The following is a 21,839-nucleotide window of genomic DNA, read 5'->3' as shown; positions in this document are numbered from 1 at the left end:
AAACCATGAATCAATCTGTACCCTTTAATAATCCGGTCATTGAGCAACGTGCAGACCCTTGGATTTACAAGCATAGTGACGGATACTATTATTTCACCGGATCTGTGCCAGAGTATGACCGCATTGAGGTTCGACGAGCAAGTACTATTCAAGGCTTGAGTACAGCAGAGCCTGTCGCAGTATGGCACAAATATGAAACGGGCCCGTTAAGTGCGAACATTTGGGCACCGGAAATTCATTATATTAACGACAAATGGTACATTTATTTTGCAGCAGCTCGTACAACGGAAACGAAGGAAGGCCTGTTCGACCACCGGATGTTCGTGCTGGAAAATGATTCAGCTAATCCTCTGGAAGGGGAATGGGTGGAAAAAGGACAGATCAAAACCCGTTGGGAGACGTTCGCTCTCGATGCAACAACCTTCCAGCATAATGGAGTTCTGTATTATGTGTGGGCTCAGAAGGACCCGGACATCGTCGGTAATTCCAATCTGTATATTTCTGAAATGAGCAATCCATGGACGCTGCGCGGTGAGCAGGTCATGATCTCCACTCCTGAATATGATTGGGAAATCATCGGTTTTAAGGTGAATGAAGGAGCAGCGGTTCTGAAACGGAACGGGCGGATCTTTATCAGTTATTCAGCTAGCGCCACAGACCACAATTATTGCATGGGCCTGTTGACAGCAGATGAGACTGCGGATTTACTTGATCCGAAATCATGGACGAAATCACCTGAGCCGGTATTCTGCACCAATGAGGAAACAGGACAATTCGGGCCAGGTCATAACAGTTTTACGGTTGCTGCTGACGGTAGCGATGTAATCGTATATCACGCCCGGAACTACAAGGAAATTATAGGTGACCCGCTGTATGATCCGAATCGTCATACACGTGTTCAGCCGTTCAACTGGAAGGAAGATGGAACACCTGATTTTGGTATTCCAGTACCAGATGGCGTTTCTGTTGATAAATAAGCGAAATCTATTATAGATGGTTAACGTGTTACACAGTGGCACTGTAACTTTCTAGAAATCATAGGGAATTATGATTCGGCTGCGTATAACAAGAGTAATAAGATATCTTCTGAGCCTTCCGGCTGGAGGATATCTTTTTGCTTTTGGGACGGTAAGGAGGACTCTTTTCAAAAACTTCGGCTTCTGCTATATTTAAATCGTAATATTTACGAATTGATCAAGGGGTGAAAATCTCGTGAACGAGCGGATTGATCCGTTTACCGTTAAAAAGCTTGAATACCTGCTGAATGGCTATATTGCGCTAAAGGTGCCAGGCTACGTGCGTTCTGACGTGCGGCTCATTTATCAAATAGAGGATAACTGTTTGATCCTGACGGAGGAAAGGCCTTCTAATGAAACTGAGTCGTGGGATCGCACGGACATTGTCCAATTTCGCTGGGAAGAAAATCATTGGCATGTATATGCCCGGCAAGAGGCTGAAAGCTGGCAGCGTGTAAAAGAGATTGCACCTAATCCGTGCTTTGAAGAACAGCTCGAACAGGTAGAAATAGATCCAGCAGGTATTTTTTGGACAGGTTAACGAAGTGCAGAATGATAAGTTCGGAAGATGGAGGTAGTGGGAGTCGCCCCGTTAAACTGTATATGGAAGTAAACAGGCTGACCGTAATTCCTTATATGGAAGTTACGGTCATTTGATTTGTCTGGGGTGGCACTGTCTAGTTTACGTTTCCATGTCTTGTCATGAGGCTTGTTACGGGTACTGTAAATTAGGGTATGTGAAACACAGAGCGTGATAACGAGTGGGGAGCGGTGTGTAGTGAACGAGCAGCAACGTAATGACAGACAAAGGAGTGTAGATGAGCAGTATCGACCGGAACCTGAGATAAGACAAGTAGAGCGGGAGCGTGAAGCATTGTATCCAAAAGGCAGATCCCGAATTGCACTGACAGGCGCCAGTGGTTATATCGGGCATAATCTGCTGCAGAGGCTGACTGAGCATGCAGATGTCATTGCCTTATCCCGTAGTGGAGATCAGCGTGAAAATACAGAGCACGTGGAATGGCGCTCGTGTGATTTTTTTTCCATGGAGGATGCAAATCAAGGATTGCAAGGAGCGGATTATGCCGTATATCTCATTCATTCCATGCTGCCCTCGGCGAAGCTGACACAAGGAACATTTGAGGATATGGATGTGATTTTGGCAGAGCATTTTGCCCGGGCAGCGCGTAATAACGGGGTGAAGCAGATTGTATACTTGAGCGGTATCCTTCCCGAGCATACAAGTGACGATGAACTATCCCGACATTTACGCAGCCGTCTGGAGGTTGAGCGTGTATTGAAGTCTTTTGGAGTACCTGTAACCACAATTCGTGCAGGCTTGATCGTCGGCCCACAAGGTTCATCGTTTCCAATTTTGGTCAAGCTCGTTCGCAGATTACCAGTCATGATTCTGCCTCGTTGGACTCGAACCAAGACCCACCCAATTGCATTGGAGGATATTTTAAATGTGCTGGATCGGAGCATCGGCAACCGTACTCTAGATGAACAAATTATAGATGTAGGCGGGCCGGAGGTTATGACATATAGAGAAATGATGCAAAGGACAGCAGAAATAATGGATAAAAAGCGTCGCTTTTTTAATGTGCCATTGCTGACGATCAAACTGTCCCGCCTTTGGGTTACACTAGTGACTGGAGCCCCCAAAGAGATGGCTTATCCGCTGATCGAAAGCTTGGCTCATCCGATGGTGGCGCAACGGAAACATAAGGTTCAAGGCATCAGCGATGGGAAGATTTCCTTTGACAAGGCAGCTCGAACCTCACTCGAGCAGGAAGAAGAATATCGGCATAAAAAGAATTCCCAGAACAAGTCCAAAAAGCCGTTAAAGTCAGCAATTCGATCATTAAAATCTGATGTACGCTCGGTGCAACGGATCAAACTCCCGCCTGGTAAGGATGCAATATGGGCCGGGGAACGCTATTTGGCCTGGCTTCCGGTCTTTGCAAAACCTTGGGTGCGTGTCAAGACAGGAGGCCCGGATACTTATCAGTTGTATCTCTTGGGTAGTCGAAAGCCGTTGTTAGAAATGATTTATGACCGTGCGCAGAGCACCTCTGAGTTTGCACTCTATCGAATCACAGGAGGTACTTTTGCCACTGTAAAGGAAGACCATCGCGGCAGGCTTGAGTTCCTGCAAATTCCCGGTACAAATATTTGTGTCGTAGCCATTCATGATTATGTGCCATCGCTACCTTGGTTTATTTATAAATATACACAGGCCAAAGTGCATTTGGGGGTAATGTATGCGTTTGGCAAGTATGTCAAGCGGTTGATTGATACAAATGTTTAATATTTTCCACGAGATGGAAGCTACAAATGTATGGTAAAGTGTAATATATACAAGGTTTTATCCAAATGTCCTATCCAAAGTCTCCTGTGCATACCGAATCCCAATCACACGAGGTGAGAAAAATGCTGCAATCGTTAAAAGCCATTGCTAATTACAGGAAAGAAAATGATCTGGCCTGGGATACACCGACTTGGTTAAAGCTGCTTGTTTCGGCTGAGGAGCGTATTGTAAATTTGGAACGCATTCGATCTATAGGTGAGTTAAAGGATGCCAATCCTGTACTGGATTACGTGGAGCGTACGTTGCTTATTTTGGACGGACTTCCATTGTCATTCTGGGTTAAAGAGCTACTGGAGGATGTATTGGTGTGGTCTGAGACAGCCAAAGGAGGTACAGTCCGCGAACGGCTACGCTGGCAGCATGAGGGCATTAATTTATTTGTACATAACATCGGCTCCTCCCAACTGTATGTCAGACAGGCCCAAGCGGAGTCCCCTGCGTACCCGCGCAATAGCATGACCCGAATTCTGATTGAGACGCATGGATTGATCGGGCAATATATACGGGGAGAAATTCCTTTTGCGGAAAATCGACTGCTGCTTGAAATTACTCGTAAGGGCTGGCTGAGCTCTGAGGAACTGGAGCTTGTTTTACGGGCCCTGAACGAGTGTATTATCGCCGGGGTAGAACCTGCATTATGGGACCAAGTACGCAGTGAAGTAGAGCAGCTGATCGGCTGGATTGCATGGGACAACGCACCTGTAGTCTGGAGTGTAAAGGAGCGACTGGAGAGATTACGGTCGGTTTCGATTCATGAAGGAGAGCCGTTCGAGCAGGCTTACACAGAACTAGAGCAGGAGTTGAATGTAGAGAAGGCGCTGGCTCCGTTGGAGAATCGGACACTTTGGTATGTAGAATCAGCTTTGCAGGATTTTTCACTTCAAGAACTGGTAAAGGTATTCTTACTCACATTGAGGGATGGGACGGGGCAGGAACAGCCTGCGACCGTTCGCCATATCAGTTTCGAATCGCTTATGAATACGATGTATTATGACTATCGTGGTGTCAAGAAAATTAACGTATATAAAAAACGAATGATAGAAAAATATTTAAGTGCACTGTCCTGGCAGGACATCTCAAAAGGGAAGCGGAAGCATAATCCTCATTTGAGTGTGATCGTGGAGCATAAAGAGGAGCTGCCGAGTACTGTATTTTTTAATTTTGTATTTTCATCTGCAGCTGAGAAACTAATCGATTTTTGTATTGAAGCAGAAAAAACGCCTCTGTATGACAAAGCAGTCCTGCTGCTGTTCGATCTGTTCGGGTTACGGCGTGATGCTTATGATCGCTTTCACAATGAGGAAACGTATCTTACAGATATGAACCAGACCGTAGATTACAAAAGGGTCATTTTAGATTACGTGACGGGAACCCGCATACTGGATATTGGACCCGGCGGGGGCGTGCTGCTGGATCTGATCGAACAGGAAAGACCAGATGCGAAGCCATTAGGTCTTGATATTTCTGTGAATGTCATTGAGGCACTTAAACGTAAAAAGCAATTGGAGCGCCATCGTTGGGATGTCATCAAAGGAGATGCGCTCCGTTTGGAGGAATATGTGGAAACGGAGAGCATGGACACGGTCATCTTCTCTTCGATTCTTCACGAGCTCTATTCCTACATCGAACGAGATGGAATTCGGTTCAATCCACAAACGGTGGAGGCTGCTTTGCAGAGCGCCTATCGTGTGCTTGCACCCGGCGGGCGTATCATCATTCGCGACGGTATTATGACCGAACCAGTAGAGCAGCGCAGACGAATTCGATTCCTGGAGCCGGATGGAATGGAATGGCTGATGCGGTATGCGCAAGATTTTGCAGGCCGCCACATTGAAATAGAGCGTGTGGGCGAGAATGAGGCTGTTTTGCCAGTGAACGATGCGATGGAATTTCTATATACCTATACATGGGGGGCGGAAGCCTATGTGCATGAAGTGCAGGAGCAGTTTGGTTATTTTACCCCGTCACAGTATGAAGAGTGTATCCGTAACACACTTGGATCACAAGCGATTATCCGGGTGAGCCGCCACTATATACAGGAGGGCTATGCCGAGGCGCTGTCCAGCCGTGTTGAGTTCATGGATGAGCAGGGCCAGCGGGTTCCTTTGCCAGACAGCACCTGTCTGATCGTGATTGAGAAGCCGAATAATAGGGCTGGAATTGCTGAATGATTTTTAATTTGAACAAGAGAATGCCTTCTGATTTGTGCCAAGCACGATTGGAAGGCATTTTTTAGAAAGCTAGTGGAGGTGTGTTCATGTATGTCCTTGCAGGTGGAAATATCCGGGTATGACCCGCAGTGGGCTGAAGAGTATATGCAAGAGCAAAGGAAAATTGTAGAGGCTCTCAAAGATGTATGTGTCGGCATAGAGCATATCGGTAGTACGTCCGTTCCTAATCTGGGAGCCAAGCCTATTATTGATATTATGGTTGGAGTAGAAGAGTTGGCAAGTCTTCAGTCCGAACATCGAGAGCGTCTACAAGGGTTCCAATATGAATATGTACATAAGCCTGATTTTCCAGAGAGAGCTTTCTTTCGCCGTGGAGAATGGGGAGCTGGGACTCATCACTTGCATATTTACAAGTATAAAGGTGAGCATTGGGAAAACCATCTATTGTTCAGAGATTACTTAAAAGCGCATCCTGATAGCCTGCGAGCGTATGATACTTTAAAAAAAGATTTGGCGTACCAATTCAAATATGACCGTGCAGCGTATACCGAAGCCAAAGGACCATTCATTCGGCAGGTGGTTGAGCGGGCGAAGCTTGAAAGATATAGGCAGGGACAGATGAATTCTTAGTACGCATGGACAAGGTGGAGGAATGATGAAGAATATGATGCTTGATGCACAGGTAACGCCGAATGGTTTAAAAGACAGAATGATGATGCTGTCAGCGCTGGACATTATATTGTCCCCAGAAGATTGGTTACGCACGTATCGTATGCAGTCTGAATGGTCTGGTGATGTATGCCTGGGTGAGGTGAACAACGGCGCTGGAGATACGATTCATATGCTATGGACGCGTGGAGGTGTGCTGTTGAAGGGTTTTGACCACGAATCCCCTGTAAGTCCTCATGCGAGAGACGAATATGAGGTCTGGCCGGGCATGTACGACGGTGTGCCTGATGATATGATGGAGCTTTTGGAAGACGAAGCCCTGGAGAAGGAGGACGTTACCTTTTGTATGTGGAGAGAAGCGGAAGATAAGGAGTGGCGTATGGGCAATGCGAACATTCCTGAGGCATATGACGATGGCGCATCCTTTTTGCTGGGGAAAATTATAGTTACACCGGAGGAATATCAGGATTGGGCTGAAAGTTACTATGAGTTGCCGATTTCTCTAGGGGGGGGTAAGCCAGATTTTCAACGGCGTTCCGATCACTGCACAGATGATCTCTGCGCTTCATCCACAGCGTAACGTTACGGAAGCGATAAAGGAGCTAAAGCAGCTTGGCGTTCAGGTGCATGAAAGCTAAGAATACAGATTTGTTTTTCTTGACAAGTTTTGTATATAATACAGGAGAAATGGCTGGGTAATCACCTCGAATTAAAGGAGCTGTGTTGAAGATGTCCAAACGTTTGATTCCTTACATCACGATGGATGGAAATGCAAAAGAAGCAATCGAATTTTATGAAGAGGCATTGGATGCTCAACTGCTTTTTATTCAAACCTTTGGGGAAATGCCGGAAAACCCCGATTTTCCCATTCCCGCAGAGGTCAAGGAACGTGTGGGACATGCTACCCTTAAAGTGGGTGAGACAGAGCTCATGTTTTCTGATACCTTTCCCGGATCACCGTTTAGCAGCGGGAATCAGGTGAGTATCTGTATTACAACCGATAGTGTGGAGCAAGCTCAAAAAATGTTTGATGCTCTACAGCAAGGAGGACAGGTGGGGATGCCTTTGCAGGAAACCCATTTTAGTCCCGCTTATGGGAATGTAACAGACAAGTTTGGTGTCACCTTTCAAATGTTCACAGATGCTCGGTCTTAAGAAATGGAAAACGGCTTGATTCCGCTACTTTAGCGATCTGGCCGTTTTTTTTGCGTGTATGTCCTCGTCTGAAAAATAAATATACATACATAAAGTATGGGAAGGGATATCTTGTTTTACGTATAGTTCAATTCCTAGAATAAATAATGATTTTATTATTGTTGAAATAGAAACAAAAATATATTATATTATGTTGTTAATGCACCAACGGGTGGGAGGACAGGCCATGAACAAAGAAGAACAGGTCATAATGGGTTTCAGGGACTTATATAACAAGATGGTTTGGCTTAATAAGGATAAGATGGAAGACAGTCTTAAGGGTTATAAGTCTTCTGAAGTACATTGCATCGAATACATTGAAAGAAATGTAGATTCCAACGTGACAAAACTTGCGGAGTCCCTTTATATGACTAGCGGTGCCATAAGTAAAATAACTAAGAAGCTCATAAAAAAAGGCATTATCGAAAGCTACCAGAAGCCGGATAACAAGAAAGAAATCTATTTTAGGCTTACGGAGCAAGGGAAAGTAATTTATAAAATCCATGAGGAACTGCACAAAGAGTTTCAAGAGCGGGATAAAGCCGTATTTGAGCAGGTAACCGAGGAACAATTTGACAGTATGATTAGCTTCCTGGAAAAGTATAGTAGTCATTTGGATGCAGAAATAAAGAAACAGGGTATAGATATTAAGTCGGAATAAATTTGAATAATGAAAATCAAACCACAGGCAGCCGGGCTCTATTGAGAACGGGCTGCATTTTTTTTCCGCTTTTTTGTTGCCGAGGAAGAAAAACTGTGATACGATATTTTTGCTTCCGAGGAAGTAAAATGACTAATTTTTAAGGGGAGAATTTAAGTGTTCAAATTTAGATCACACAATGAACAGAACACAGAACAAATTGTAGATAAACACGCTTTAATATTCGGTCTTATCTCTGTGTTTCTTTGCGGAATAGGCTTCAGTATCATAGCACCTGTCGTCCCATTCTTAGTACAGCCTTATATAAGCAATCCGGGAGAACAAGCTATCGTTGTCACGTTGCTGACCTCTGTTTATGCTTTCTGCGTGTTTTTTGCGGCTCCCGTACTTGGAGCTTTGAGTGACAAATATGGCCGTCGTCCATTGCTCTTAGTATGCCTTTTGGGTTCCGCAATCGGGTACTTGGTTTTTGGCATAGGAGGAGCTCTATGGGTACTATTTGCTGGGCGTGTAATAGAAGGTATAACAGGCGGGACCATAAGCACGATCTTCGCATATTTTGCAGACATCATTCCTCCAGAACAGAGAACCAAATACTTTGGATGGGTGAGTGCGGTTGTAGGTGTAGGCACTGTCATTGGCCCAACTCTAGGCGGATTACTTGCCAAGTTTGGTTATTCTGTACCCATGTATTTTGGAGCAATCATAACTTTATTGAATGTTGTTTATGGATTCTTTTTTATGCCGGAGAGCCTTGCCAAGAAACATAGACTGAAAGAGATTACCTTTGTAAGACTGAATCCATTTACACAGCTTGCAAACATACTTTCCATGAAAAACTTAAACAGGCTACTTGTCTCGGCGTTCTTACTTTGGTTACCCAACGGATCTTTACAGGCCGTTTTTTCACAATTTACAATGGATACCTTCGGTTGGAAGCCTGCACTAATAGGACTTATGTTTTCAATTATGGGCTTCCAAGACATCATTTCACAAGGTTTCATCATGCCAAAGCTTTTGATAAAACTTAATGATAAACAGATAGCCATTCTTGGAATGGTTTCGGAGATTATAGGCTACAGTCTTATTGCGCTATCTACTTTGTTCTCATTCTATCCTCTTTTTATCGCTGGAATGTTTATATTTGGTTTTGGTGATTCGATCTTTGGGCCTTCATTCAATGGGATGCTCTCCAAGTCTGTCGATTCTAGTGAGCAAGGAAGGATTCAAGGAGGTAGTCAATCTTTTCAGGCTTTAGCAAGAATGATTGGGCCTATCATTGGGGGTCAAATCTATGTGTCACTTGGTCATGCCGCACCCGCTTTTATGGGTATGATCCTTATAGCAGCGGCAATACCAGTTTTATATAAGCGAACGAATATAAATGAGGATTTTGCAAAAATCCCATAAGCGACTTTCAATGAACAAGATATAGATCGAAATGGTTTAGTTCGTCTATATCTTGCACTTCGGAGCGACTGGAATCGAATTTTGCAAAATCCTGAAATATGTAAACTATCTACTTTCTTTAGGCAATAGGGTTTCAGAAATTAGGGACAAGTTCTGAAACCCTATGTTTTTACAGTCTGAGCCATCTGCATGCGGATGGCTCTTCATAGATCACCTTGCTAAATTAATTTCATGTATTTGTGCTTATACGCCAAAATTAAAATCATCATCTGTCAGCGGCTCTACATTCATCGCCCGCACATAGCCGTTTCCTTTTTTAGAAAAGAAATCATGCTGCTTAGTGTGGGTGCTGATGCCGTTGAATACAATGGGATTAACTTCTTCTTCTTCAAACAGTGGATCAAAGCCCAAGTTCATCATGGCCTTGTTGGCGTTGTAGCGCAAAAAGACTTTCACATCGTCTACGAGTCCAATAGGAGTGTAAATTTGCTCGGTGTATTGTTCCTCGTTATTGTGCAAGTAGCGGAGCAAGCCTACCAGCGTCTGGTAAAGATCACGTTGTTCTTCCTCGGCCAATTCTGCATAAATCTCCTGTGCCAGTACACCTACGTACACACCGTGAATACTTTCATCCCGTAGGATCAAATCGATAATTTCTCCACTGCATGTCAGCTTGCCCTGGCCCGCCAGATAAAGAGGGTAGAAGAAGCCGCTATAAAATAAATAGCTTTCTAACAGCACCGACGCTGCCATCGCGAGATACAGGTCTTTGGGTGTGTGGATATTCATATAATACTGACGAATGGTTTCTGCCTTGGTTTGGAGATGTGGATTTTCTTCCACCCAGCGGAATACACCGTCAATTTCTTCCGTGGAAGCTAGCGTTGTAAAGATGCTACTGTACGACTTGGCATGAATTTGTTCCATCATCGCCATAAAGCTTAGTACGGCTTTGCGTTGCAGTCCGTCCACATGCTCCATAATTTGCGGCATACCCACGCCGCCTTGAATGGTATCCAGTAGCGTCAATCCGCCCAGCACCTTCATGTAGGCTTCTTTTTCGATATCACTGAGGGTTACCCAGGACATTTTATCGTCAGACAACGGGATTTCATCATCCGTCCAAAATTGCATAATGTTCTGGTTCCAGAACATCAGTGTGAAATCATCATCCGAGCGATTCCAGTTTACAGCTTGTATACCTGTCATTGTTAGCATTCTCCCTTCAGCTTGCGAGATTCCCTGGAAACACACATTGAAATAGTGCAGGCGAATCATCGTATGCTTGACATACGGAAGCTGTATCCGCGAGGGTCTTGTCCAGTCCCGTAAAGGTCTGAACCACACGCTGGATACAGCTTCTAATGCAAAGCATAGAAATCTATTCAAAATCTAATTTTTATACTACAGCTTGTTACCATTTATGCTTTTAGATGGAGCAGGTGAGGCACTCTTCCACAGACAGCTTTTTGGTGCGTGTGTAGTATAACGATTTAAGTCCCTTGTGTGCAGCGTACAGATAACAACGTGCTAACTGACGCGTAGTCACGTCACTGTTCACATGAAGCACGGTCGAAATTCCTTGATCCACGTGCGGCTGAATTTCTGCAATCAGATCAAGCACTTTGAACTGATCCATTTGATAAGCGGATTTATAGAAGAACACGTTATCCTTTTGCAAATAAGGCATTGGATAGTAGGTCGTCGAATTGGCATAGGTACGGGTTTCAATCTGCTCCACAATCGGCATGACGCTGGATGTTGCATTTTGAATGTACGAAATGCTGGCAGTCGGCGCAATCGCCATACGATAGGCGTGGTACAGGCCAATTTTCATCACATCTGTTTTTAATTTGTCCCAGTCCGCTGAAGTCGGAATATAGATGTCTTTGAACAGCTCTTGCACACGTGCAGTTGTCGGACGATAATCTGTGTTCAGGTATCGCTCAAAATATACGCCTGTCGCATAATCCGATTCCTCAAATCCATAAAAGCTTTGTCCAGCTGCTTTCGCGATTTCCATACTTTTTTCGATGGAATGATAGTTCATCGTCATGAAGAAGGTACGAACAAAGTCTTTCGCTTCATTGCTTTCATACGCAATTTTATTCTTGGCCAGGTAGCCGTGCAGGTTCATGACACCTAGACCAACGGAGTGCATTTCACGGTTCGCTTTCGCAACACCTGGTGCATTAGCTACTTGGGTCATATCGCTGACCGAGGTGAGCGCAATCATACCCTCATGAACGGATTCGCGGATTTTACCATGTTCCATCACATTGACAATGTTCAGAGAAGCCAGATTACAGCTCACGTCCCGACGGATGGTATCCTGTTGGCCGTAATCTGTAATTTCGGAAGTTTCCTGCAACTGGAAGATTTCCGTGCATAGGTTCGACATCTTGACTTGGCCCACGTTTTTAAGAGCATGCGCCTGATTCGCATTACTTTTGTTCATGATATATGGATAACCAGACTCCAACTGGATCATGGCAATTTTCGTCAGCATGTCACGTGCGCTCATCGCTATTTTTTTCTTCACCCGATCGTCGGCGAGGAGCGTATCGTACATTTCATCCAAATCCATGTCGTCCAGATGCGTGCCATAGGCCTTGAACACACTATAAGGAGCAAATACATGCAGCGGTTCATTATCTTGAGCCAGCTTGTAAAAGCGGTTTGGCACCAGCAATCCAATAGAAAGGGTCTTGAGACGTACTCTTTCGTCGGCATTGATTTTTTTGCTATCCAGGAACTCAAGCACGTCCCATCCGAAAATGTTGTAATAGGCTGCCCCAGAGCCTTTACGTTGACCCATTTGATCCGCATAGGAGAAGCCGTCTTCCATCAGCTTCAGCACAGGCATAATGCCTTTTGCTGCGCCTTCTACACCCTTAATTGCTTCACCGCGTGCCCGCAGCTTCGACAGGTTAACGGCAACACCGCCGCCAATTTTGGACAACTGCATGCAAGTGTTCAGCACATAGTTGATTGAGTTCAGGGAGTCGTCCATTTCGAGCAGGAAGCAGGATACCAATTCCCCACGGCGGCTTTTGCCTGCATTCAGGAAGGTTGGTGTCGCTGGCTGGAGACGTTGCTCCATCATCGAGCGGGACAACAGGCGTGCCGTATCGGCGTTACCGCGTCCTAAATGCAGCGCGACAGCAGCAACCCGGTCAGGGTAATGTTCCAGATAGACTTTACGGTCGTTACTCTTCATTGCATAGTCAGTATAAAACTTCGATGCTGCCATATAGGAAGGAAATTTAAAATTATAGCTATGAGTGATATGGAAAATATCATTAATTTCGTCAGCCGTGTAGCTGTTATAGAAATTTTCGTAATAATCATTCTCAATCATATACAGCACTTGAGCGGCTGTGTCAGCAAACTTCAAACTCCGTTCCTGAACTTCCTTCATAAATTCTGCTACAGCCTCTTGGTCCTTTTCCAATTGGAAAAAGCCGTCTGTATCGCGTTTCATCAACATGTTGTTCAATTCAATATGCCGCAACTCGGCTCACCTCCTGTTTAAAACGCTCTACATCTCCGAACGTTCCAGATAATTCAAATTTACTAATTACGGGGACATTATAGTGGTCGGCAATCAAATCCGCACTTTTGGCAAATTTCTCACCCCAGTTACGGTTGCCGCTTGCAGCTACACCAACAAGGTTTTGTGCATTTTTTTTCAAAAAGGAAGATACCCTCTCAGGTATCTGCCCAAACCCGGTTGTATATGTAATAAGTACGTAAGGTTCTTCTATAGTCATTTGCTCCTCAATCTGAACCGCTGGAAGCTTGAGCTTGTTTATAAATCTTTTTACATTGCCGGTCTTGGAATCATATGCAATCAGCATGGTATGCAACCTCCTTAAACAATTAACGAAAAAAGAAAACGGCATTGCCCGAGATCCATCATAGCTGGAATCCCTTGCTGGCTGTGCCATTTAAAATTTTTGACTCTATATTTACATGTATTTTCATACCTGTATCTTCAAGATATCGGGCATAAATACGTTTTTTACACTATATTTAGAGTACATTCTCTATTTTATATCTATATATAGTTTTGTCAATCGGTCTAGAGGGGATCAGCGGACCCAGATCGGGTATAAGTCCAAGCGGGGTACGGAAAAGAGCGAAAGAACTTTTTTTTCGTAAGTATGTTAAAAAAGTATTGGAGTTTTTGAGGGTGAAGATGTACGATTTGTCAATGGGCAATAGAATGGAAAATTTACATTTTACTGTAGAAAGGATGAAGCAGATGGGAAATGATTTTATGGAATTTCAATCGTTTAATATGATCTTTTTTATCGTATTTGGACTCATTGCTATTGTAATGATTATGGGAATTGTCAAAACGATAGGAGCGGGCCTGTCCAATCAAGCAGCCGAACGGGTACAACGTTCATGTAAGGTTGTGGATAAACGGACGAGAGTGCGTGGGGGATCAGGCGATTTTTCAGCTTCGACATATTATTATATCACCTTTGAGTTTGACGGGGGTGAGCGTATGGAGCTGGAGGTGAAGGATACAGACTTTGGTATGATTGTGATCGGGGATCGTGGGGAGCTTCATTATAAAGGTACACGTTTTCTGGAGTTTGTGAGAGTAATGGAAGCGTAAAGGTGTTGGCAGGGAGTAGTATTGCCAAAACAAATACATAATTGGAGGGAAGATTACGATGCCGCATATCATTGGAAAACGAATAGTATTGAGAGAATACCGTCAAGAAGATATACCAGCTATCCGAAAATGGGTCAATGACCCGGAAATCACACGTGGTTTAAGCGACGTGTTTATTTATCCGCATTCACAGGTGAATAGCGAATCCTTTGTACAGATGATGATTGACGGCAACCCCGAGATCAAAGGTTTTGTCATTGCGCATAAAGACACACTGGACTATATCGGACAACTGGACTTATTTAAAATTAACTGGGTGAATCGGCACGCCACCCTTGGAATTGTGATCGGACGTGACGGTGACCTGGGCAAAGGCTACGGTCGGGAAGCAATTCGCCTAATACAGAAATTTGCATTTCATGCTCTGAACCTGAATCGGTTGGAGCTAGAGGTCTATGCGTTCAATGAACGTGCATACCGTTGCTATTTGGCATGCGGCTTCAAGGAGGAAGGGTGGCTGCGGGAAAAGCTATTCAGGCAAGGGCGATACTATGACATTATTCAGATGGGGATTTTGCGAAGTGAATATGAGGCTGCAGAGCAAACGACGGAATCCTAAGAGTGCAACCTCATAAGCTATTTTACTCTGTCAGCTTTCTTCAATTTTTTATGAGTGAAATCACGGGGACTACGCTTATCCTTTTTCTATTAGCTAAAGGACTTTCTTTGCAGAGTGCAAACTTCTTACTAGTTGTATTCTTTGTAAGTATTTTTTTGTTTGAGATACCCACAGGGGCTATTGCAGATAAGTATGGAAGAAAAATTTCTGTTATTTTGGGACTTTGTTGTTTTCTACTCTATAGTGTGTTGTTCGTTTGGACAGATCATATCGGGGTGCTTGTGTTTGCGCAAGTCTTTGGGGGTCTGGCTATATGTTTACAATCAGGTTCGTTGGAATCATGGGTTGTGGAAAATAGTGATAAGCCCATGGAAGTTCTTTTTACAACCTCTAACAGTATACAGTATATTTCGGGATTTATTTGTGGTCTGTTGGGAGCCTTCCTCGCAACTTTTAACTATTCACTTCCATGGGCGGCCAGTATTTTATCTATTATTGTATGCATTTTTCTATGTTTCTTTTATATGGATGAGGAGAACATTGCTCATCGAAAGACGTCTACTACCCGTATTAAAACGATTATCGGAGAAAGTGTCCGTATCGGTTTTGAAAATAAGTCTATCTGGATTGTGTTTATGATTGGCTTATTTATCAGCTTTTCGAACTCGGCGGGGAATACATTTCAACAGCCACGTCTGGTTGGCCTTTCTGAACAAGGGATTTGGATTATGGGGTTTATCAAGGCAGGGTATTCACTATGTATGACTTTGGGAAGTTACCTGGTTCGAAAGCTAGGAGCACGATACAGAGATGTACATATACTCATGTATGCTTGCGGTATGATTGGGATATGGCTCTTTTTAGCCGGTGCGTTCAACACATTTTATCCTGTACTGCTTACCTTTTTAATCTATGAAATTGGGCGCGGCATGTATACGGTTGCCAAACAAATTTTTCTGAACAAAAGAATCTCTAATGAGTATCGTTCTACACTACTATCTCTGGATTCTGCGATTTCACAATTAGGCATGTGCGTAGGTTTAATCGTGACAGGTATCATCAGTCGTAATTTTACGGATTTGTCTTCCGATCAAACACCTATTCAAATATCTTGGGTGATGTGTGGCGGGATTGCGTTGATTCCTATCATTTTATTGTTTTACGTCAATCGTGTTTCAGGGAAAAGTAATTCTTGGAAAGGAAAAGAAACCAAACAGAATGTTTAATGTAAAAGTTAATGTAGAGGGGCTGAACAGCATTGTCTGTCAGCCCTATAATATTTCATTAAAAAGCAAACCCTATTTTTCACCGTACCACAGTTTCAGGCGATTTTGGATTAGGCCAGTGTAGATTTCTTCAGCTTTTGGCACACCCGCCTGATCCAGCTCTTGGAGCATGCGGTCATACACAGCGTCGAACTGATCTGGCTTGGCGAGTACGGCCTCAGGAATCCGTTTGCGTACAATGTCCTGTGACTTCTGATAAATAACATTGTAATTCGTATTAGTCGGAACGGGCATGTTGTAGGCAGCCCCCCACTCTTTTACCGGAAAATCCTTTTCGTTCGGGAACAGGTCTTTCCACGTATGGGCTTTGTATGCCTGAAGGGACTCTTTTTCGGCTTGACTATAATTTTCGGTAATCATCTCCGGATAATTGGTTGTGTAATAGTTGCCAGAAGGGTCCTTTACGCTATCGCCGTAATGTGGTCCCCATATCCAGTACAAACCGATTCCTGACTCTCTGCTAAAAGAAGCATTATCGGTGTTTTTACGTTGTTGCACATCCGCCGGAATGACTCGTTTGCCGTTCTCTACGTTGTAATGCTGGCCTTCAATTCCCCAATTGCGTAAAATTTGTCCTTCGTCGGAGGCCAGAAAATCCAGAAACTTGATAGCTCGCACCGGATTTTCACATGAGGTTGTAATTCCGATCCCGGATGCGGTATCGAAGCCAATGGGCTGGAGGGAATGATCCTCGTATTTCTCATTTAAAGTGACTGGAAAATGGGCGTAAGTGAATTCATCCTTACCTGCTGCCTTGAGCGCATTTTCGGCATCTTGATAGTTCCATTCCTGATCAATGAGTCCGATGACACGGCCTGCGGCGATTTTGGACTTATACTGATCACTTTTTTGCACAAAAGTATCCTTATCCAACAGTCCTTCATTGTACATATGGTTCAACCAGCGGAAATATTCACGTTCTTCTGGGCGCTTGTAGTGAAGAATGGCTTTGTGTGTTTTAGGATCAATATAATATTCGCCATCGTCGGGTCCACCTGTAGCAGTAACAGCCGGGTTAGTCACTGTAATTTGAATTTTCCAGTCTTCGGCATCAAGTGATAGGGGGATGGTTCGCTGGCCATTGGTGGTAGGGTATTTGGCGACATAATCTTTAAGTGCTTTTTCAAAATCTTGAACGGTGCGGATTTTAGGATATCCAAGCTTCTTAAGTGCCTGATGCTGGATTTCGAAGCCGGCTTGTGCATCAAACGCGATGTGATCCACACCCAAATTGGTCGGGATCGTGTAGATGGCTGGATCTTCACTACTATATTTAATACGATTAAAATAGTCTCCATACACTTTCTTAATGTTAGGACCGTATTTGTCAATGAGGTCGGTTAGGTCAATGAGTGCCCCGGCATCAACCAGCTTGCCAATGTCTGATTTGGGGTACACGAGATCTGGATACTCTCCGCTCGCTGCCATTAAAGCAAACTTTTCCTCGCCTCGGCCATTGACAGCATGTTCAGCATTTAGCGTAACGCCCGTTTTCTTGATAATTTCCTGCCCGACAGCATCCTTCATGTTGTTCCAGTTAGAGCTGGAATCACCGCCAAAGAAAGTAAATGTAATAGGGCTGGTGTCATTAGGATCTTCCTTTTCTGCCTTACTGCCTGTTCCGTTCGCACAGCCCGTTGTAACGAGCAGCAGCAAAGACAGGAGCAGGATGGAGCTCTGACGTACCGACCTGTTCATGAACATTTGCAAATCCCCCTTAATAAGTATGATTTACACAATGTAAGTGCTTTCAATAGTAAATTGTAGGAAATAAAAAACCTCGCGTCAAGTTATTTATAATTGTTTGTTATGCGGTTTGTTTTTTTATTAAGCAAACATATTTTGGTGGAGGGTGTGGATTTGTACAAATCTATCATTTGATGATCTAAAACAAAGTATGCTACGATGGTACCAGTTTATAGGTACACCCGTGTATTAGAAAGGTTAAGGTAGAAAAAGATTCCGAATAGGGTTGGGTGAGAAGATGCGTGGAAAAGTAACGTTGCAAGAAATTGCGGATGCGGCGGGCGTTTCAAAGTTCGCTGTTTCGCGTGCACTGTCAGGCAAACCCGGTGTAAGTGAAGAAACAAGGGCGGTTCTGGTCAAGCTTGCTGCCCAGATGGGCTATTTTCGCAGTCATCCCAAAATGACAGGGGTAGAGCCTCGGGACACAGATCCCAGAGAATGGTCGGGTACCGTGCTAGTGTTATTTCCGAATATTAGGTACCAGAACAGGGAATCCAGGTACTGGGGGCCTGTATTTGAAGGGATTTCCGAGCGTCTGAACCGTAAGGGTATGGATATGATCACGTTAACGGAGCCCTCGACTGAAGATACGTTTTCTCTACTGAACCCGGAGGCGATTAAAGGGATTATCACAGTAGGGACGATTTCAACTTCGTTGTTGCTGAACATTTATCGGATGGGTATTCCGGTCGTTATGGTAGATCATTGGGATTCTGCATTTTTAAGTGATACGGTGTTTACAGATAATCGCACATGCATGAGTGAATTAATGAAGGATTTGCTGTGCAGGGGCTATACCCGCTTTCAGTTTGTGGGTCATATTGATGACGCTCACAGTTTCTACGAACGCTGGGAAGCTTGTCGTTCCACACTGGAAATGAGCGGAGTAGAATTGCGGCAGAATAAAGCCCTTCTTCACGGAGGAGCGCAGGCGCTTGCTGAGGAAATGGACAAGTTGTCTGAGGACGAACTGCCTGAGGTTTTTGTATGTGCTAATGATGTGACTGCTGCGCAGGTCGTGGATGTGCTGAAAGAAAAGGGGATTGACGTTCCAAGGCGTTGCGGAGTGACTGGGTTTGACGATACGAATGAACAAATGCCGATTTATGCCACGGTGAGAGTGGATAAGGAATTGCTGGGAATGCGTGCAGTGGACCAGTTGTTGTGGCGTATAACGAACCCGGACTCGCCTGTCGAGAAAAAGTTGCTACATGCTGAGCTATTCGTAAGGGAAGTTCATGCACCCCGGATCAGTCGGGAAAATGATGACCGTGAGCGTTCCATCAGCACAATCACATATAGTTAATGTCCAGATACGTGTTTGACACCATACACCGTGAAGACGAAGGAGGTCGCTTTTAGCCTGTTTAGGGGCAGAGGGCGACTTTTATTTTGTATTTTGTCATTTGTTCAAAAAAACAATTGACTACTTTGTTAGCTTAATGTTATTTTTGTTATGTTACTGACAAATCCAGATGTTCCCAATCATGCTTATAGGGAGGCTTGTGACGATGGTTAATGTGATAGGGTTGGATGGCTGGAGGTTTAGGGAAGCACAAAGTGATGAGTGGCTCAGCGCGAAAGTGCCGGGTTGTGTGCATACCGATCTTTTACGACATGGCAAAATTCCTGATCCGTTTATCGGTATGAACGAGATGGAGGTACAGTGGATTGATAAGCAGGATTGGATATATGAAGCCCATTTTGAGATAAATGCAGATCAGCTTCAATGTCAATGTGTAGAGTTGATGTTGGAAGGTCTGGACACTTACGCGGATGTAAAAGTGAATGGTCAATCGGTCTTGTCAGCCAATAATATGTTTCGGGTATGGAGACAGGATGTGAAGGCATTTGTTCAGCAAGGGGAAAATCGGCTGGAAATCAATTTTCGTTCTCCGATTGCTGAAGATGTACCCAAGCTGGAAAGCTTAGGATATGGACTCCCTGCACCCAATGATCAGTCCGAGATAGGTGGTTTGTCCGACAAAAAGGTAAGCGTTTTCGCACGTAAGGCTCCCTACCACTATGGTTGGGATTGGGGACCGAGGCTGGTGACGAGCGGTATCTGGAGAGAGGTCCGGATCGAAGCGTGGTCTGGTCTGATCGTGAGAGACTTGTTTATTCGACAGGACGAGGTGAACTCGGTAGGGGCTAAACTCATGGCAGTGGTAGAGATCGAAAATGCAGATGAGATTAGAGATGCCGAGTTGCGTATTTCCGCTGACGGGAAGGTGTGGTCCAAGCCAGTTCGGCTGCTGAAGGGGAAGCAGACGGTGGAGCTGGAGCTGGAGCTGGAGAAGCCGAAGCTGTGGTGGTGCCGTGGGCTGGGGGAGCCGCATCTATATACGTTTGTGGCCGAATTGGTGGAACAAGAACAAGGAGCTGTAATCGCGGAAAAATCAGTAAAAACGGGGCTGCGTTCCATCCGTCTTGTACGTGAACGGGATGCAGCAGGAGAGAGCTTTTATTTTGAGCTGAACGGAATTCCAGTGTTTGCAAAAGGGGCTAACCATATTCCGAATGACAGCTTTGTCACTGAAGTTACGATGGAACGATATCGGTATGAAATTGCCAGTGCAGCAACCTCGAATATGAATATGTTGCGGGTGTGGGGTGGCGGTATTTATGAACAAGACGTATTTTATGAGCTTTGTGATGAATACGGTTTGCTCGTGTGGCAAGATTTTATGTTCGCCTGTAGCATGTACCCAGGGGATGAGGAATTTATGGACAATGTTGCACAGGAAGCCGAGGACAATATCAAGCGGCTGCGTCATCATCCCTGCATTGCCTTATGGTGCGGCAACAATGAGATCGATTCTGCATGGGCGCATTATGAAGAGAACGGAGGCTGGGGCTGGAAAAAGGACTACATACCTGAGCAACGGGAGCGCCTGTGGGATGATTATGAAACGCTCTTTCATCGGATTCTACCGGAAGCGGTGCACACCTGGTCTGCGCAGACAGCATATTGGCCCTCCTCCCCGCTGATTGACCTGACGAGAGATCGGAACCAGCATGCCCATCGGTCTTCAACTGCAGGTGATATTCATTATTGGGGTGTATGGCACGCGTCTGAGCCGTTTGAGAATTACCATGTACATGTGGGCCGTTTTATGAGTGAATATGGTTTTCAGTCCTTTCCTGAATACAAGTCCGTTCGTACTTATGCGGAAGAGAAGGATTTGGAGCTGGAATCTGCGGTGATGCTGGCACATCAGAAGAACGATGCGGGCAATCGTCTGATTAAAGAATATATGGGGCGGTACATGCGAGAGCCAAAGGATTTTACAAGTTTTCTTCCCATGAGCCAAATTTTACAGGCAGAAGCAATGAAAGCAGCTATAGAGGCGCATCGTCGTCACAAGCCCTATTGCATGGGAACATTATACTGGCAAATGAATGATTGCTGGCCCGTTGCCTCCTGGTCGAGTATGGACTATTTTGGTCGTTGGAAGGCGCTCCAATATACGGCTAAGCGCAGCTTTGCCGATGTGCTGTTGAGTGCAACAGATACAAAACAGGGGAATAAGGCACTGCATCTGGTCAACGATACACTGGAACCGATATCAGGTACGTTGCGGCTGACGCTTTTGCATATCCGTAGCAGCCAGGCTATTCGTGAAGAGAATGTTAAGGTAAAGCAACCAGCAGGCGGTGCAGGAATTGTACATATACTGCCTATCGACAAATGGCTGAGCGGCCTGAACCGGGCGGAGCATATGCTGGTCGCGCGTCTGACGCAAAATGGTGAACAGGTGGCCTCTGGTGAAATTTATTTTGCAGACACAAAAGAGATGGATTTACCGCAGGCAAAAATTGAAGTGACAGAGATTCAGGGAAGCGGAGGCAGCAGATTCATGCTGTGTTCGGATGTACTTGCCAGACACGTGTGGCTATCGGCAGAGCAGGAAGGTATTTTCAGCGACAACCATCTGGATCTGGCTCCCGGTATTCCTAAAACAGTGGAATTCTTGGCCTTGCGCAACGGTTCATCAGCATTTGTGGCAGCTGCGCCGGGTACATTGACAGTACATTCATTGGTCAATTGGATACAAGGTTAGAC

The 21,839-nt window shown here is 44.8% G+C and carries 18 protein-coding genes; 14 read left to right on the top strand and 4 right to left on the bottom strand.

Going from position 1 to position 21,839, the window contains the following annotated elements; translation table 11 throughout:
* The first annotated feature begins 5 nt into the window (after positions 1-5).
* From ACQW03_RS02200 to ACQW03_RS02160, 9 genes are all read left to right on the top strand, one after another.
* Entirely contained in the window at positions 6-977 is a 972-nt protein-coding gene (locus ACQW03_RS02200; RefSeq protein ID WP_071640319.1) for a glycoside hydrolase family 43 protein, read from the top strand.
* A gap of 235 nt (positions 978-1,212) precedes the next feature.
* The gene (locus ACQW03_RS02195; RefSeq protein ID WP_233901853.1) at positions 1,213-1,557 is read left to right on the top strand and encodes a DUF3024 domain-containing protein; all 345 of its coding nucleotides are present in this window, start codon (positions 1,213-1,215) and stop codon (positions 1,555-1,557) included.
* Between the two features lie 237 nt (positions 1,558-1,794).
* The gene (locus ACQW03_RS02190) at positions 1,795-3,327 is read left to right on the top strand and encodes an NAD(P)H-binding protein (RefSeq protein WP_441948070.1); all 1,533 of its coding nucleotides are present in this window, start codon (positions 1,795-1,797) and stop codon (positions 3,325-3,327) included.
* A 122-nt stretch (positions 3,328-3,449) separates the two neighbouring features.
* The gene (locus ACQW03_RS02185) at positions 3,450-5,558 is read left to right on the top strand and encodes a class I SAM-dependent methyltransferase (RefSeq protein ID WP_441948068.1); all 2,109 of its coding nucleotides are present in this window, start codon (positions 3,450-3,452) and stop codon (positions 5,556-5,558) included.
* 90 nt (positions 5,559-5,648) lie between these two features.
* The gene (locus ACQW03_RS02180; protein ID WP_071640321.1) at positions 5,649-6,188 is read left to right on the top strand and encodes a GrpB family protein; all 540 of its coding nucleotides are present in this window, start codon (positions 5,649-5,651) and stop codon (positions 6,186-6,188) included.
* A gap of 22 nt (positions 6,189-6,210) precedes the next feature.
* The gene (locus ACQW03_RS02175; protein ID WP_441948066.1) at positions 6,211-6,807 is read left to right on the top strand and encodes a hypothetical protein; all 597 of its coding nucleotides are present in this window, start codon (positions 6,211-6,213) and stop codon (positions 6,805-6,807) included.
* 149 nt (positions 6,808-6,956) lie between these two features.
* Positions 6,957-7,382, top strand: coding sequence for a VOC family protein (locus ACQW03_RS02170; RefSeq protein WP_441948064.1), 426 nt, complete (start codon positions 6,957-6,959; stop codon positions 7,380-7,382).
* 226 nt (positions 7,383-7,608) lie between these two features.
* Positions 7,609-8,082 carry a MarR family transcriptional regulator gene (locus tag ACQW03_RS02165; protein WP_071640325.1) on the top strand — a complete coding sequence of 158 codons (474 nt, stop codon included), beginning with the start codon at positions 7,609-7,611 and terminating at the stop codon, positions 8,080-8,082.
* A gap of 156 nt (positions 8,083-8,238) precedes the next feature.
* Complete coding sequence (locus tag ACQW03_RS02160; protein ID WP_441948061.1) at positions 8,239-9,492, top strand: MFS transporter; 1,254 nt, start codon at positions 8,239-8,241, stop codon at positions 9,490-9,492.
* 243 nt (positions 9,493-9,735) lie between these two features.
* Here the strand turns inward: ACQW03_RS02160 and nrdF are convergent, their stop codons facing one another.
* From nrdF to nrdI, 3 genes are all read right to left on the bottom strand, one after another.
* Entirely contained in the window at positions 9,736-10,701 is a 966-nt protein-coding gene (gene nrdF / locus ACQW03_RS02155; RefSeq protein ID WP_025723500.1) for a class 1b ribonucleoside-diphosphate reductase subunit beta, read from the bottom strand.
* Positions 10,702-10,921: 220 nt separating this feature from the next.
* Complete coding sequence (gene nrdE, locus ACQW03_RS02150; RefSeq protein ID WP_441948059.1) at positions 10,922-13,006, bottom strand: class 1b ribonucleoside-diphosphate reductase subunit alpha; 2,085 nt, start codon at positions 13,004-13,006, stop codon at positions 10,922-10,924.
* Positions 12,993-13,352, bottom strand: a complete 360-nt coding sequence (nrdI, locus tag ACQW03_RS02145) for a class Ib ribonucleoside-diphosphate reductase assembly flavoprotein NrdI (protein ID WP_016819181.1) — start codon at positions 13,350-13,352, stop codon at positions 12,993-12,995. Before nrdI ends, nrdE begins: the two co-directional genes overlap by 14 nt.
* Before the next feature lie 407 nt (positions 13,353-13,759).
* Here nrdI and ACQW03_RS02140 point away from each other — a divergent pair, with 407 nt between their 5' ends.
* The 3 genes from ACQW03_RS02140 to ACQW03_RS02130 are packed head-to-tail and all read left to right on the top strand — an operon-like array spanning position 13,760 to position 15,967.
* Positions 13,760-14,122, top strand: coding sequence for a DUF2500 domain-containing protein (locus ACQW03_RS02140; RefSeq protein ID WP_025723498.1), 363 nt, complete (start codon positions 13,760-13,762; stop codon positions 14,120-14,122).
* Between the two features lie 58 nt (positions 14,123-14,180).
* Entirely contained in the window at positions 14,181-14,741 is a 561-nt protein-coding gene (locus tag ACQW03_RS02135; protein ID WP_220031091.1) for a GNAT family N-acetyltransferase, read from the top strand.
* A gap of 2 nt (positions 14,742-14,743) precedes the next feature.
* Positions 14,744-15,967, top strand: coding sequence for an MFS transporter (locus ACQW03_RS02130; RefSeq protein WP_441948056.1), 1,224 nt, complete (start codon positions 14,744-14,746; stop codon positions 15,965-15,967).
* Positions 15,968-16,039: 72 nt separating this feature from the next.
* On the opposite strand, the gene ACQW03_RS02125 is transcribed toward ACQW03_RS02130, so the two are convergent.
* Positions 16,040-17,731: an ABC transporter substrate-binding protein gene (locus tag ACQW03_RS02125; RefSeq protein WP_025723496.1), complete on the bottom strand. Its 1,692-nt coding sequence runs from the start codon at positions 17,729-17,731 to the stop codon at positions 16,040-16,042.
* A gap of 280 nt (positions 17,732-18,011) precedes the next feature.
* Between ACQW03_RS02125 and ACQW03_RS02120 the strand changes: the two genes are divergently transcribed.
* Together ACQW03_RS02120 and ACQW03_RS02115 are read left to right on the top strand one after the other, a co-directional pair.
* Complete coding sequence (locus ACQW03_RS02120) at positions 18,012-19,079, top strand: LacI family DNA-binding transcriptional regulator (protein WP_025723495.1); 1,068 nt, start codon at positions 18,012-18,014, stop codon at positions 19,077-19,079.
* A gap of 205 nt (positions 19,080-19,284) precedes the next feature.
* A complete protein-coding gene (locus ACQW03_RS02115) occupies positions 19,285-21,837 on the top strand; it encodes a beta-mannosidase (protein WP_441948054.1) in 2,553 nt (850 codons plus the stop codon).
* Positions 21,838-21,839: the final 2 nt, after the last annotated feature.

Origin of the sequence: Paenibacillus sp. DRB1-1 (assembly GCF_052119485.1) — a bacterium.
Taxonomy (GTDB): domain Bacteria; phylum Bacillota; class Bacilli; order Paenibacillales; family Paenibacillaceae; genus Paenibacillus; species Paenibacillus polymyxa_B.
Note: the sequence above shows the minus strand (reverse complement) of the source record. Positions and strands in the feature narration are given on the sequence as shown.

Coding starts and splice junctions, on each gene's coding strand:
- ACQW03_RS02200 (WP_071640319.1), top strand. CDS start 6: ATGAATCAATCTGTACCCTTTAATAATCCGGTCATTGAGCAACGTGCA.
- ACQW03_RS02185 (WP_441948068.1), top strand. CDS start 3,450: ATGCTGCAATCGTTAAAAGCCATTGCTAATTACAGGAAAGAAAATGAT.
- ACQW03_RS02180 (WP_071640321.1), top strand. CDS start 5,649: ATGTCCTTGCAGGTGGAAATATCCGGGTATGACCCGCAGTGGGCTGAA.
- ACQW03_RS02175 (WP_441948066.1), top strand. CDS start 6,211: ATGATGAAGAATATGATGCTTGATGCACAGGTAACGCCGAATGGTTTA.
- ACQW03_RS02170 (WP_441948064.1), top strand. CDS start 6,957: ATGTCCAAACGTTTGATTCCTTACATCACGATGGATGGAAATGCAAAA.
- ACQW03_RS02165 (WP_071640325.1), top strand. CDS start 7,609: ATGAACAAAGAAGAACAGGTCATAATGGGTTTCAGGGACTTATATAAC.
- nrdF (WP_025723500.1), bottom strand. CDS start 10,701: ATGACAGGTATACAAGCTGTAAACTGGAATCGCTCGGATGATGATTTC.
- nrdI (WP_016819181.1), bottom strand. CDS start 13,352: ATGCTGATTGCATATGATTCCAAGACCGGCAATGTAAAAAGATTTATA.
- ACQW03_RS02140 (WP_025723498.1), top strand. CDS start 13,760: ATGGGAAATGATTTTATGGAATTTCAATCGTTTAATATGATCTTTTTT.
- ACQW03_RS02135 (WP_220031091.1), top strand. CDS start 14,181: ATGCCGCATATCATTGGAAAACGAATAGTATTGAGAGAATACCGTCAA.
- ACQW03_RS02125 (WP_025723496.1), bottom strand. CDS start 17,731: ATGTTCATGAACAGGTCGGTACGTCAGAGCTCCATCCTGCTCCTGTCT.
- ACQW03_RS02120 (WP_025723495.1), top strand. CDS start 18,012: ATGCGTGGAAAAGTAACGTTGCAAGAAATTGCGGATGCGGCGGGCGTT.
- ACQW03_RS02115 (WP_441948054.1), top strand. CDS start 19,285: ATGGTTAATGTGATAGGGTTGGATGGCTGGAGGTTTAGGGAAGCACAA.